Origin of the sequence: Acinetobacter boissieri (assembly GCF_900096955.1) — a bacterium.
GTDB classification, from domain to species: Bacteria; Pseudomonadota; Gammaproteobacteria; order Pseudomonadales; family Moraxellaceae; genus Acinetobacter; species Acinetobacter boissieri.
In genome coordinates, this window is sequence record NZ_FMYL01000003.1 from 252,964 (window position 1) to 265,498 (window position 12,535).

21 protein-coding genes and 3 pseudogenes are annotated in these 12,535 nt (G+C 34.8%); 1 reads left to right on the top strand and 23 read right to left on the bottom strand.

Features of this window, described 5'->3' with window-relative positions; all coding sequences use genetic code 11:
* Position 1: 1 nt before the first annotated feature.
* The 7 genes from BLS38_RS04770 to BLS38_RS04800 form a co-directional block, all read right to left on the bottom strand.
* Positions 2-475, bottom strand: coding sequence for a hypothetical protein (locus tag BLS38_RS04770; RefSeq protein ID WP_092747271.1), 474 nt, complete (start codon positions 473-475; stop codon positions 2-4).
* Between the two features lie 124 nt (positions 476-599).
* On the bottom strand, positions 600-1,496 hold the full coding sequence (locus BLS38_RS04775; RefSeq protein ID WP_143230106.1) for a glycoside hydrolase family protein: 897 nt from the start codon (positions 1,494-1,496) through the stop codon (positions 600-602).
* A 6-nt stretch (positions 1,497-1,502) separates the two neighbouring features.
* Entirely contained in the window at positions 1,503-1,850 is a 348-nt protein-coding gene (locus BLS38_RS04780) for a hypothetical protein (protein ID WP_092747188.1), read from the bottom strand.
* A gap of 121 nt (positions 1,851-1,971) precedes the next feature.
* Positions 1,972-2,331 carry a hypothetical protein gene (locus tag BLS38_RS04785; protein ID WP_092747189.1) on the bottom strand — a complete coding sequence of 120 codons (360 nt, stop codon included), beginning with the start codon at positions 2,329-2,331 and terminating at the stop codon, positions 1,972-1,974.
* A gap of 51 nt (positions 2,332-2,382) precedes the next feature.
* A complete protein-coding gene (locus BLS38_RS04790) occupies positions 2,383-2,904 on the bottom strand; it encodes a hypothetical protein (RefSeq protein ID WP_092747190.1) in 522 nt (173 codons plus the stop codon).
* Positions 2,905-3,182: 278 nt separating this feature from the next.
* Entirely contained in the window at positions 3,183-3,539 is a 357-nt protein-coding gene (locus BLS38_RS04795) for a DUF6984 family protein (protein ID WP_092747191.1), read from the bottom strand.
* Position 3,540: 1 nt separating this feature from the next.
* Positions 3,541-3,900 (bottom strand): hypothetical protein, encoded by a 360-nt coding sequence (locus BLS38_RS04800; RefSeq protein WP_092747192.1) that lies wholly within the window; start codon positions 3,898-3,900, stop codon positions 3,541-3,543.
* On the opposite strand from BLS38_RS04800, the gene BLS38_RS12825 reads away from it, so the two are divergent.
* Positions 3,892-4,089, top strand: coding sequence for a hypothetical protein (locus BLS38_RS12825; RefSeq protein WP_143230107.1), 198 nt, complete (start codon positions 3,892-3,894; stop codon positions 4,087-4,089). The two genes, BLS38_RS04800 and BLS38_RS12825, sit on opposite strands and share 9 nt — an antisense overlap.
* Positions 4,090-4,479: 390 nt before the next feature.
* Here BLS38_RS12825 and BLS38_RS04810 read toward each other — a convergent pair whose 3' ends face one another.
* From BLS38_RS04810 to BLS38_RS04890, 16 genes and pseudogenes are all read right to left on the bottom strand, one after another.
* Positions 4,480-4,896, bottom strand: coding sequence for a hypothetical protein (locus BLS38_RS04810; protein ID WP_092747196.1), 417 nt, complete (start codon positions 4,894-4,896; stop codon positions 4,480-4,482).
* Positions 4,897-5,186: 290 nt separating this feature from the next.
* Positions 5,187-5,686: pseudogene (locus BLS38_RS04820) on the bottom strand (DUF2280 domain-containing protein).
* Between the two features lie 54 nt (positions 5,687-5,740).
* On the bottom strand, positions 5,741-5,953 hold the full coding sequence (locus BLS38_RS04825) for a hypothetical protein (protein ID WP_092747273.1): 213 nt from the start codon (positions 5,951-5,953) through the stop codon (positions 5,741-5,743).
* 74 nt (positions 5,954-6,027) lie between these two features.
* Positions 6,028-6,669, bottom strand: a complete 642-nt coding sequence (locus BLS38_RS04830) for a putative metallopeptidase (protein WP_092747200.1) — start codon at positions 6,667-6,669, stop codon at positions 6,028-6,030.
* Positions 6,656-6,943, bottom strand: coding sequence for a hypothetical protein (locus BLS38_RS04835; protein WP_092747202.1), 288 nt, complete (start codon positions 6,941-6,943; stop codon positions 6,656-6,658). The genes BLS38_RS04830 and BLS38_RS04835 overlap by 14 nt, the downstream gene beginning before the upstream one ends.
* Positions 6,944-6,985: 42 nt before the next feature.
* Positions 6,986-7,357: a hypothetical protein gene (locus tag BLS38_RS04840; RefSeq protein WP_092747204.1), complete on the bottom strand. Its 372-nt coding sequence runs from the start codon at positions 7,355-7,357 to the stop codon at positions 6,986-6,988.
* Positions 7,354-7,782 carry a hypothetical protein gene (locus BLS38_RS04845; protein WP_092747206.1) on the bottom strand — a complete coding sequence of 143 codons (429 nt, stop codon included), beginning with the start codon at positions 7,780-7,782 and terminating at the stop codon, positions 7,354-7,356. The genes BLS38_RS04840 and BLS38_RS04845 overlap by 4 nt, the downstream gene beginning before the upstream one ends.
* A 192-nt stretch (positions 7,783-7,974) precedes the next feature.
* Positions 7,975-8,652, bottom strand: coding sequence for a DUF6988 family protein (locus BLS38_RS04850; protein WP_092747208.1), 678 nt, complete (start codon positions 8,650-8,652; stop codon positions 7,975-7,977).
* Positions 8,653-8,896: 244 nt separating this feature from the next.
* Positions 8,897-9,415, bottom strand: a complete 519-nt coding sequence (locus BLS38_RS04855; RefSeq protein ID WP_143230108.1) for a hypothetical protein — start codon at positions 9,413-9,415, stop codon at positions 8,897-8,899.
* A 382-nt stretch (positions 9,416-9,797) separates the two neighbouring features.
* A complete protein-coding gene (locus BLS38_RS04860; protein ID WP_092747212.1) occupies positions 9,798-10,133 on the bottom strand; it encodes a hypothetical protein in 336 nt (111 codons plus the stop codon).
* A gap of 55 nt (positions 10,134-10,188) precedes the next feature.
* Positions 10,189-10,770 carry a hypothetical protein gene (locus tag BLS38_RS04865; protein WP_092747214.1) on the bottom strand — a complete coding sequence of 194 codons (582 nt, stop codon included), beginning with the start codon at positions 10,768-10,770 and terminating at the stop codon, positions 10,189-10,191.
* 119 nt (positions 10,771-10,889) lie between these two features.
* A complete protein-coding gene (locus BLS38_RS04870) occupies positions 10,890-11,372 on the bottom strand; it encodes a hypothetical protein (protein ID WP_171258539.1) in 483 nt (160 codons plus the stop codon).
* Between the two features lie 2 nt (positions 11,373-11,374).
* Positions 11,375-11,778 (bottom strand): annotated as a pseudogene (locus BLS38_RS12830) (PDDEXK family nuclease).
* A 12-nt stretch (positions 11,779-11,790) separates the two neighbouring features.
* Entirely contained in the window at positions 11,791-12,018 is a 228-nt protein-coding gene (locus BLS38_RS04880) for a hypothetical protein (RefSeq protein WP_092747218.1), read from the bottom strand.
* Positions 12,015-12,233: a hypothetical protein gene (locus BLS38_RS04885; protein ID WP_092747220.1), complete on the bottom strand. Its 219-nt coding sequence runs from the start codon at positions 12,231-12,233 to the stop codon at positions 12,015-12,017. The genes BLS38_RS04880 and BLS38_RS04885 overlap by 4 nt, the downstream gene beginning before the upstream one ends.
* 2 nt (positions 12,234-12,235) lie before the next feature.
* A pseudogene (locus BLS38_RS04890) lies at positions 12,236-12,535 on the bottom strand (helix-turn-helix domain-containing protein); the annotation flags it as partial.

The window sequence follows — 12,535 nt, forward strand, 5'->3', positions numbered from 1 at the left end:
ATTAATAATTCACTCTCTCCGCATCAGCTTCGTGCCCATCAGCTCTCTCTGCCATTTTTCGATATTCTGTGACGCACTGATCGAATACGTTTGAGAGGGTTTTGGTGTATTGGTCACTGGCTTCTCTGGTAGCTGTGGACAGACGCTGGTTTGCTGTGGCAAGTTGCTTTGACAAGCTGTTAGCATGAGACTCAGCAATACGAGCATCATGTGAGATTTGTTTAATTTTTTCACTGTAGTTTCTCTCCGCTGTAAGTGCTTGGGTTGCGTACTGTTGCTCAATCTTTCGAGCATTGGCTTGAGCTTGTAGGTTTGCTTCAGTCTGTTTCTGCACATACCTGGCATGATCAAGTTTCTGCTGTTGTATCTCGATGTCTTTGTGTTTGAGTAAAAATAGACAAACAGTTAATAAAAAAGCGAGCAATGCAATGGTGCACTCTCGCCAAAACTTTAAAACCACTGCTAGATAGATCATGTATTTACTCCCATGCATCGATCAATACGCCACTTCTGACGGTTCCAAACACCTTTACATTTTGAGTTAAGGCGACAATCCACCTTGATGTTATGTGGCCCTACACAACTAAAACGCCATTGCTCTAACGATTTACACGCTTGCACATACTGCCCTTTTTTAGGTGTGTCAGCATTTGAGATTTAGTCCATGCATTGATGCCGTACTGATAAACGAAGTCGGCATATAGATCGTATTCAACTTGAGACAAACGTACATTTTTGAGTGATGCATTAAATGTTTTTTTGTGCCGGTGCATGTGGGCTTTCAGATAATTGAGTGCTTCTTTTTCTGAAATCGGCTTATCTGTCATTTTAATTTTAGTGCCGTCAGGTTTTATCGTAGATCCATTGCCCTGAGTAATCACACCACCTTTATCACTAATCTGTGTGCCAAACAGTGAAAAGCTCAGGCTATTCGGAAAAATAGGTGACCCCACATAGTAGTTTTGTGATGGGCTGATGGTTACATTACTACTTACGGCAATCGTCTGGCTGTTCGCAGCAATCAGTGTGCTGTCTTCACCCGATGCTTTGACATCAATCAACGGCGTTTCAGACTGTGCAGATGGGATCAATTGCGTATAGATTGTTTTTGCATAGACTGTTGTCTGGCCAATGCTGATATTTTCATTTAAATCTGTAGAGGCATAGTATTTACCCGTATCAGCAACGATTGTTTCTCTGAGTATCGTTACAGATGTATCCCCAGCATACCAACGTCTTGCCGATAACCCCGTAAAATCGTAGAGCAAAGCTTCGCTGATGCTATATGTTGTTAGCCGATATTCGATTTCTTTTTGATCAATGACCATTTTTGCCGTTCGAGTTGATACTGCAGTAATACGTACAAACTGTGATAGCTCATTGGCTTTACCCTCATTCTGCACAAGTACTAATGTTGTACCTGTACTATAGGCATCTTCGGAAGTAAATGACGCTGTTTGAAACTGCTTCATTCCTTTGTATGCCGTATCAAGCAATGTACCTTATCCACCTTTTGCGAGATAGTTTTCAACACGGTTTTGAGCCGAACTTCGTTTATCTGTCCAATCAGCTGTAGAAAATAATGAAGCACTCACTGCGTTATCGCTCGGATTTTTTGCAATAAAGGCAATACCACCCATCAATTTGTCTGTATCACTGGTATTGACTGCAGGGAATATTTTACGCATGGAGACATTACCCATGGTTCGATCTAACTCACTCACGTCATCAAATAAATTATTACTTTGACCATCTTGGATAATTACGCCGTTGTATTGCCCACCGCCGTCTTCTGTATCTGTTTGTCGTTGAGCGCCGTAAATGACTAGGTTTTTTGTTTCAATTGCCATTATTTTCTCTCATTGATATTTTCTTTAGGTAATAAAAAACCACTCTTTAAAGAGTGGTTTTTTGTCTGGGATCAGAGCTTACTTAGCCAGATGAATGATTTAAGTAAAACTTTGGTTTTAGCTATAATGCAGTTATGGTGGGCATAGACTCACTTAATATTTCTGCTATTTCATCTCCAACGATTATGAAATGTTTAAATGTACCTTTACGAATATCAAATGATTGCTCATTGAACCAATCAATTAATTCAGAATCATCAGCCATAAACATCCAAGCTTTCCCGTCAAACTGTTGCTCATCTAGAGTTCTTAGAGCATCTCCCTCATTCATTGTTCTCAATAGTAAATAGTTTTCAAAATTCACTTTTTTATTTCCAGACTTAAAACTGCAAATAAAAGTTAAGCCATCTTTATTAGATACGAAACTATCAATGTCTATCATATCTAAATATTCATTAACTTCTTTTTTAATCCAAGACATTAATTTCTCCAATTATTCATATCTAATTTTAATAGCTTTTGAAGTTTGGCTTTAAATGACGCAAGATAAATCTTTTTTATAATGTTCGATAAAAAAAGATCTAATAAATTTTTTTTGAGTAGTATTAAAAATATGATTATCTCTTTCCCACTGGAGCTCAAACCTATAAATGAATGAATCCATAAAACTATTATTTTTTTCAGGCATTGTTAAAAAAATATATATTGCAGCGGAAAGAAAAAATTTAAAGCCTTTTGAATCTAAATAGCTACATGAATCGCCAAAATAATATAAATACTCATAACTAACATCCATCCAAGTATTAATATTTTCATGTGGTCTCCTGCGTGATTCAGCAGCTTCCACTCCAATTTTTATATAAAAATCAGGATATCCCATATCATATGATAGAATTAATTCCTTAGCAGACAAATTTACTGCAGATAAATAATCATCATCGATTTCATCAAAATATCGATAATGTGTATCGTAAAAGTCACATTCAAATAATGAACGGCTATCACCTAACTCGAAAGTTTCGAATATATCTTCTAATTTTATATCCACAATCATTTCTCGCAGTTACTTAAAGCTATTTTAGATTCAGCTAAGGTAGCAATTCTTTTTCCTGTTTTATCAAGCAGTTCCCAAAAAAACTATCAGCGTGAGAATTAACTCTCTCCCTATTTCTATGTTAGAGCGTTCTAAATAAGGTTAAATAAATTAAAAATAAAAAACAGATCCTAGACAAAAAGTGAGCAAAGATCCCCTCCAAAGCTAATTTAAAATTAACTTTGGAGTACGATTATATAGTTAAATACTTTAGTCAAATATGATATGTACTAAAGGGGTCAGCTTAACTTTACTAAAGATAGAGGATTATTTTTATTTAATGGTTCACAAAGAGGCGAAAAGTCCATTTTAAAGCAATCTAACTCTTTTAAGTTATTATCTTGATCTAGTAGTAGCGTAATGCTAACAGTTGATTTATCAAGGTCCTGATATATCAACTGTACATCTACTGTTTTTAAAATTGGTTCGACTATAGTATTGTAATCATTAGTTAAAATTTTTATAGATCCCATTCCACCATCAAGGGAATCCTCACAAAAATAATTATTTAGCGAGGTATAGAGTTTTATAACCAAATTAGAGTCATTAACTAATTTATCAATAATATATATTTCAGATTGTGTAAGTTTTCTCATACTATTTACCAATAATTCGTCCGATATTAATAACTCCATCTGCCCTTCGAAACGCTGTATATTGCAGGGCTTTACCATTTACAGTTACATTTCCATTATAAAGTTGTCCTGTTTTTACATTTGTAATATTTTTATTAAGGTCGGTTCGGATAACACCTTCAACTTTTGTTCGGTCTAGACCAAGCTTATCAACATGCCTCCATGTATGATAAGACTGATTAGAATTTTGTCCAAAAATTACTTTATCCTTATCATCAGGATTATGAGGAGGTGTTGCTGTCGCCGTTTGTTGTTTTTGATTCAACTCAGTAGCTAAAGCTTTTCTCTTTTCTTCGTCTTTATCAATTAAATCTTGGTTCACAGCTGCCGTGAACAAGCAGACGAGTATTTAAGCCAAATTCCAGCGATTGACCGCCAACAGGTACAAAACACTAGAGAGAATTTAGCGAATGACCAATTTAGAAAGGGAATTGATCAAAGCACTAGAGCAGATGAGATCGGAACACAAGGAAGAACAAAACGCCCTGCATCAGATGTTCGAGAGTACTAAAGAATACAATCAGATACTTAGGCAGAGTTTGATCAAATTTTCGGAACGACAGACAGAAATAGAGAATACGAAAAAAGATCAACTGAATAATTTAACCAGAAAAGTCAACAACTTGACCGAGCAATTACAACAGCTAAAAACGCAACTCAAGAAGCTGAAAAATGAATAAATTAAGTCGAATTTATCGTAGTAGGTAGTTTGAAAAAATTATGCATGTGGCAGTGTTCAAAATGAGATTTAGAGAAATTAAAAAACCACCTTTACTAAAAGATGGCTCTCCTATATGAACTGTCTCTGACAAACTCGGTACAATTCATAGAATTTAAGCCAAAAAGAACAAATACTCAGCCAGATCAATCACACAAGTAGGGTTTGTTGGTTTTAAATAAATTAGTTAAAAAGGTTTTGCCAATTCGTTGGTAAGAACTGCCAATCTTTTTCTTCTATTTTCCCAGAAGAAAAAAGATTTATACTTTTTGCAACTAAAACTAACTCTATTGATGAATCATTAAATATAAAATTAAATGTGAATTTATCATCTAGCAATTTTTCAATAACTATATCAGTAATGAAGAACTGTCCATTGGATAAGTCATTATTAATACTTAATTTATTTATTGAAGCCTTTTCAAATACCACGAGTGCTTTTTCAAGTAAATATAGATCATTGTCGCAATCGTAATCAGAAAAGATTTGCACATATAGAATTAAATTTAAATCCATTGTATTTGGGTTTATATCTAGAAGAAGACCAAACAATCTTGCATCATGTAGATGAGAAATGATTTTTTCAAATTTATCTATCATAGGGGTGCTACTCCACAGCCATCGAAGTTGTGTTTCTTAAGGAAGCATTGACCATCAGATGCTTGATAATTCACATCATAATGCCAGTGTATCGGACTCCCTGTTTTTGCCATACAACCATGTGAACCTACATTAGGGTCTCCGGTCTCTCCCATGTTTATTATAGTGTGTAACTTTATTGAATTTAACACCTGCTGGAGGATCACACTCATTTTTAGGTTTATTTGTTTCTGATGCTTGAGCATCTAACTGAGCTACTAAAGATTTTCTATACTCTTCATCATGCTCAACTAAATCTTGGTTGACAGCTGCAATATAATCTCTAGCTGCCGGGTTGCCTTGATTTGCTGTGCTTTTGCTACAGCTTCCTCAGCTTGTTTTTGAGTCACATTGGTTTCTAGTGGCTGGCCGTCTTTGCCTGTAATTTCTTGTCGTGTGACTCGGCCATCTGTTTCTTGAAAGGCTTGTCTCAATACTTTCTGCTTCATGACTTTATTTTACCGTAGTCATCGTACATTTCTTGGAGTTCTCTGAGTCGAAATGCCTTATTCGCGATCGGAATATCTAAAATATTGTCTTGAAAGTCACGCCGTGTTTCGTCAAATAGTATTTTTAATTTTTTACTTAAGTTCCGACCTGCATGCTTTGTTGGGTCATAACTTGCGCACTGACGGCGATCCAATTCTAGCCCAAATTCTTGTTTAACGGCATCTGCGACCTGCTGAGGCGTTTCCATACATGCAAGTGACTGAACTATAAATATTTTAATAGGCTCTTTAAGCGTTGCCATACTTACCTCTTTGTATAACTACGTATAACAAGGTGGGCAAAAAAAATCCCCAAATTAGGGGATCATATTAAAATGCTTTAATGCGCCTTCTACATGTTGCCGATAGTGATTTGGACAAGGATGCACTCTTTTATCTGGCTCATATCTATTTGGTGCCTGTCTTTTAGTTAAACCATGATCACTCTTAACATGGGCGATCCAACAAGACTTAAAAGTTCGGCCATGTTGATTTTTCAAAAACTCTTGAATCTGTTTATAAGTTGCCATATTTACTCCTCCTACACTCAAAGTTATGTGATTAACAGAATAAATGAAAGTAAAAATATGATCCTTTTCGAACATTAATTAATCACACAATTTCCGCAGCACTTTGATATATCTAAATCTGAAACAAACGGCGGATTATTTGCAACCTCAACCAATCGTTTTATGTCTTTATTTGCACCCCAACGTTTAACCACACCGACAAACTCCTCTACATCATGCCCACCTAAGTAATGTTTTGGTAAGCCATTATGCTCACTAAAGATCATTTCACCATCTTCATCACGCTCCACGGCGATATGATATAGCTCATGCTCTAATAAGGCACAAAACTCTCTGTCGTTTGCACGTTCACAAAAGCTTGTATCAATGGTAATCAGATATACAGGTACAAAACCGAACCAGTCTCGCATTTGTTGTTCTTGTCTCGCCTTTTTCCAACCACCAACGTTAAACATGACTTTTTCACATTGGCCAAGCACCATACGTTTTTTAGACACGGCGGCAGATGATGCCCATGCAAAGGCTAAAAAGGTTTCGTCATCATCTATGAGCTCAGATATATGGTCATGGTCTGGGTTATGTAGTAATCCACCCAGCGTTAAATAATTTTCTACCACCCATTGTTTTAAATCAGGTGCTGGTATTAAACGGATACTTTCCTCTTCCTCGGCCTGATCTATAAAGTCTGTCGGTGGAAATGGTCTAATCTGTTCCATCTTCGTCCTTCTCAAACAAACTTAATAGCCAAGTAATGACATGACCAAATTTAACTGCTGTTGGATTAAATCTTTTAACTCGATATCCCAACTCTTCAGCCTCATCATATCGGCCCATATTCCATGCTTTAAATGCTAACTTACCACCACGACCACCCGACCAAGGGAGACCCTCTTCTAAGTAAGATTGTTTGGCTTTAGACAGTGGTAATGTGCGAGGTTTACGTTTTGGGAGTGTTTTCTTAGTCAGGGCTTTATATTCTTTTTCGTCCATAACCCACCTATAAAAAAACCACCCGAAAGTGGTTAATAAGATTTATTGCTGTAACGTAATAGTCGGATCTTCCAAACTCAATATTTGCCAGACCTCAGTATCTGTCAATAGAATGAAATGATCGTATTCGCCTTTTCGAATATCACAACATTGCCAATTAAACCAATCTATTAGATCAGATTCAGTGGCCTTGAAAAGCCAGGTTTCTTGATCTAGTTCTTGTTCCTGTAATATCGTTGCTCCGAAGTTTTGGTGACTTATTTTTCTTAATAGGCGTGGATATTCAAAATTTACTATTTTCGTATATTCCTTAAACTTACATGTAAAGGTATGCCCTACTTCATCAAAAATAACTTGGATAGTTTGTGGTAGATCATTTTTATTACATGACTCAAGCTTTATCCACGGTTTCATTGTAATAGTCCACCTTCATGAGACTCTGTTTTAATTGATTCTTTAAAACTTATTTCTGGCTCAAATCGACTTAACACCTCAACCATTTCATTGTGACTATATATAAAATAATGTTTAAATGTTCCCTTATAAGTATTATTAGTTTGCTCATTAAACCAATCTATCAAAGTTGAATCATCATAAACATAGAACCAATATTTTAGTCTTACCTCGGTATTAGGATCTTCTTCCTTATCTTCGCCATGCTGTTGAAGTGCATCCCCTTCGTCAATAATATTGAAGTATAAGCTATCTTTAAAATGTACCACTTGACTGATTGCAGTAGAATAACGAATAACTATTAAGCCATTCTGATCAAATGTAAATCCATCAATAAATGAACAAAACGGTTCAGGACAAAGCTCTTTTCGAATACAATTAACCACTTTTTATCAACCTTTTTAATTATTAAAAGGTATTTTGGATTATTTTTTACTTTAAGTCTAATTAAGTTACAACCCACTTCAAATCATCAGGCATCTCTAAATACTTCCCCTGTACCACACAAAAGTTACTTTTGAGCTAATCGTATTCGACCCAATTAAACATTAAAATATTTTACTTATAGTAATTGCTTTCTAATCTTTTAATTTATAAGAATCAAACCTTTTCTTCATTTTAACATCAACTTCATCAATTCTATAAAAACACTTTATATGCTTCTCATGTAAACTGTGAATTAGTTGCTTTTGATTCGAGTGTTCAAAAATGATTTGTGCTACTAGAGCACTTAAATTATTTGATTGTTTAATTAATATTTTTATGAAATCACTATTAAAACCCACTGCATTTCTAACAAAAGCTTGTTTTCCTGAATGTATAAAAGAATTTAGATGCGTTAAATGATACTTTTTAAACTCTAAAAACATTTGAATAATATGTTTAATAAACTGGAGATTAGCTTCATTTAGCTCATTAATCATCTTACTGACAGTAGGATAATTATCTTTTTCCAACTGCTCCTCAAAAGTCCATTTAAATTTTAATTTAAGTATCTGACTGTTAGTAGCAACGAATAGCAGCCAATACGCTCTTACAACAGATTCAAACTGTATTCGCAATAAAGTTAAAGCAGGAATAGTTAAATTAGAGGAAAACAAAGTATTGATAGCAATAGCATGCTCGAAAGAAATGTTTATACATTTGCATACCAACTCCAATCTAGGTCCACAATCAATAAGAGCACTTTTTTCTATTTCATTTTTATAGTCATTAAGCATGTAAATCGACAGAGTAGTTAGTTGCTCTATATCCATATAATTGCTTCATTAAGTCACATAATCGTACAACACTATCAGTATTTAACTTTTTTCCATAATAGTTTTAAAAACCGCACTACCAAAATTGATAGTACAGCTACCTGTGTTTAGATTTATTTTAAGCAATAAAAAACCGCACAACATTTCTGTGTGCGGTATAGTTTTGAAATAAATAAAGCTTTTTAAATGATGTAGGAACTATTAATTAATCTGATTACTAGCACAATGAAATACCTATAAATCAAGCCAATGTAGCGTAATACGAAACAGATTGGTATTTTGAAATAAAGTAGATAGGTACAAAAAATAGATAAATATAGTAAACAGAAACAGATGTATCACACATCGCTATTTTAGTCATATCCACAGCCATATTTTGTACTATAGGTTTTGAAGCCAGCCTATCAATATAAAATCTCTGCACTCTATTTTCTATAATTTTCAACATGTGTCTTAAGCCAATAAATCCTAATATCGCAATAAAAATATAAATGCATATATTGATAGCTTCAGATAAATATTGGAATACATACCAAACTATACGCCATAGCCCCATACTTAAAAAAAACACTATGATAAATAATATAGTAGGCTGAAAAAACAATAATATCTTAAGTAATAAGTAACCTTTCACTTTCCCATTATTTTTTTGGATCGCTCTTAAATTGAAATAGCTTTTTATAGGAACAAGAAAAACAACTATTAAAGCGACTAGCAAATTTGGAATAAAAAAACAGCTTTGTAAAATTGTCGCTAACATCCATATCGCTCTTTTATAATCTAATATTTTTATTATATATAAAAGAATATTAATAGCATAATCACAAAAAACCCACCCTATGCAGAACATAGAGCAGGCTACCTTTAATGACGATATTAACCAGCTCGGCAACTGGTCTACCGCTACTCACCAAATAAAGCCAACCTAACATGCACAGAGTCAACCGCTTCAGCTTTCGATCCTTTTATGGTCGGGCATACCAATAGCCCTAGCTTTGATTTTTTACTCAATGGCATGTTCTGTAGGTGGTCAATCTACAGGCAATAAAAAAGCCCAACAATTTAATGTCAGGCTTATTGGCTTAGATGAACTAATCAAATCAATCATTACATCATCAGCAAATTTATTTTAATTTTTAAGACTACTCCGTATGCTCAGCTAAGCATGTAGCTAATATTGTTGCATTGCTCACAGTCATAAGATTTGTATATTTAGGAACGTCTTGGTCTCCTTTCTCAAAATAGTTACCCTCATATATACTATCGACCATTTCAGTAAATTCTTTAGTTTGGTTTTTCCCAGTATTCAAGTCGGTAAATAAGCTTTTTAACCCAGTAACTCTATCGAGTGCTACCTCTTTTGGCACACCATCGATTTTCCAAAATGCTGCTTGTACATAAAATTGAGCATTATTTTCACAATAACCTGCATTTGCAAAGGCAGGAATAAGCATTAAAAGTAAGATTATTATTTTCATGTCGGGTACTGTTCACAATAAGATTAAAGCCCACTAGAGTGGGCCACTTATCTGGCTATTTAGGTAAATTTTCAATCATTAACATTGTGAATGCATCTATATCTTCAAGCTCATTTTCTGCTTTTCCAGACCCAGATAAATCACGATATATTTTCCCAAATGACCCATTTTTGCCTATACCAATCATTTTATCTACAGATAGTTTTGCAATCTCAGCATTATTATAACTTAGAGTCGAGGTATACTGAAATTCAGTATGGGCATATTTACCAATAACTTTAGAACTAATGAAACTTAAGTCCTCTCCCGCAAATACTCTTTTTTGCTTAATATCAAAATCCACTAAGATCGGCTTCTCTGTATGCTCATTTGCAAGCATATTTTGTGCACCTAATGCATCATTTAACTTTTGAATATAGCGCTCTTTAACTTGTTCTTGATTGAGAAAATCAGGAGCATTAATTTTACTCGATAAAGAAACATTTACATTATGAACTACATATAGTTTTGGCTGAATGTGCTCTACATCCCCAACCGTATCGTAAGGCTTATAGAATTTATCTGTTTTCGCGAAAACAGTTGTAGAAATTAGAATCGCCCCAGATACACAACATAGCAACAATTTTTTAAAAACCATTATCACACCCCAAAAATAAAAAAGCCCGCTTATTATTTGCGAGCTATGAATTTATTAATTAGTGACTTACTAAAACTTCGTCCACTATAACAGAAATATGCCACATCGCGTGCGCACACTCAAGTGCTTTTTTGGAAAGTTTCAAAATTAAAACTAGGATATCTACTCTTCATATAAGCAAGACCGCATTTAACATCCTGACGAATCTGATTAACACTTGTATCACTAGCTTGTGCTATACGGCGAAATGAGTTGCCCAATACATGATGTGACCAAATAGATGATATCCAGTCATTTAAGATTTCATCATCAATTAGACTAATATCTATAAATATACGATGTATAGCCCTAGCTTCATTACAATCGAGATTACAGCAAGTCCCTTTTTTATGATCAAAAATTGTATCTATCAAGTTTTGATCACCCATATACATAGCAATAAGTTTTTCCCTCTGCTTCTGAGTAATACGCTTTGTTGGCATAAATTTAACAATTTTTACCATTGTTTCATTATCGCCGTTAATCCAAGCACCTAGCTGACGACACCACTCTTCAAAAGTATACTTATTCCACTGAGTTGCTTGCATAATTGTTACTGGCATATTCACTTTAAAAACCCCTCTATCTCTTTAATCGCAAATCCTGACTTAACTTGCTGTGTACTAAATCTTAAAATAGTAAAACCTAACTTTGATGCTGCGTTGTATTTTTCCATATCACCTAAATAGCCACTTCCACGAGTGTGACGGCCATTACTCCAGATACCACCTTCAACCTCAATTAATATTTTGGTATTTAGAATATGGAAGTCTGCTCTCCACTTTCGTGTATCATGAAATTGATATTCCTCTATAAACTCTATTTTAAGGGCTTTAAGCTACATACTGAGTTGTATTGTATTTCCGCTTCACTTCGTTTCGTTTTACCTACCCCCAATTTCTTTCGTTTTAGCTGTGTTTTTGTGGCTTTATATAGTCTTTTGTATTCTGATATAGAAATGCTAGTCATAATTATGGATACTCATACCTCAAGCTTTATCAGATCAACTTTGACTTCAGTTTCTTCCCAAGACTCACCCCAACCATTCTCAAAGTAAAACCACTCACCGTTTTCATGTTTGTAGTACACGCTATGCTTCGGATCAAAGTGTGTAGCACCTGCAGGTTTATCCGCATCTTTCAACATGTAGTAAATATTGCGTTGCTGTCTACGGCGTTGCGTAATACGCATTTTCATTTTTAGTTTCATACGCCCACACCCAACTTATCTAAAACGTCACTAAGTATTATTTCATCGACTGGCATACCCACAATGAGATCTACCAAAACTAGGTACGGCGTTTTAATTTGCTCTGAAATTTGATCTAAAGACCAGAAATCATTTAAAGACTTAATCACTTGTTTGGCATTTTCTTGTTGTTGAGCAATCATGTTTTGCTCAAGGTTCTTTTGATAAATCCCCATGGTTATACGCCTTTGCCGTTTTGCTTATATCCCACTTGCTTGAGATACGGCATTAAACTTTGAACTCCCTGTTCATCGTAGCTCTCACCGACTTGACCGTGTTGTCCCGCATACTCAGGCAAACGAGAAATCTTTTGTGCAAACATAAAAATCTGTTTTTCAGAAAGCTGTGCCGTACTTAGTTTTTCAGATGGTGTAGTTTTACCTTGTGATTGAGTTTCTAGTGCACGGTACTTAGCGACTGCTTGAACGAGCTTGTCAGCAAAGTGATAAATCATCAGGTCATCACTCAAATTTGTATT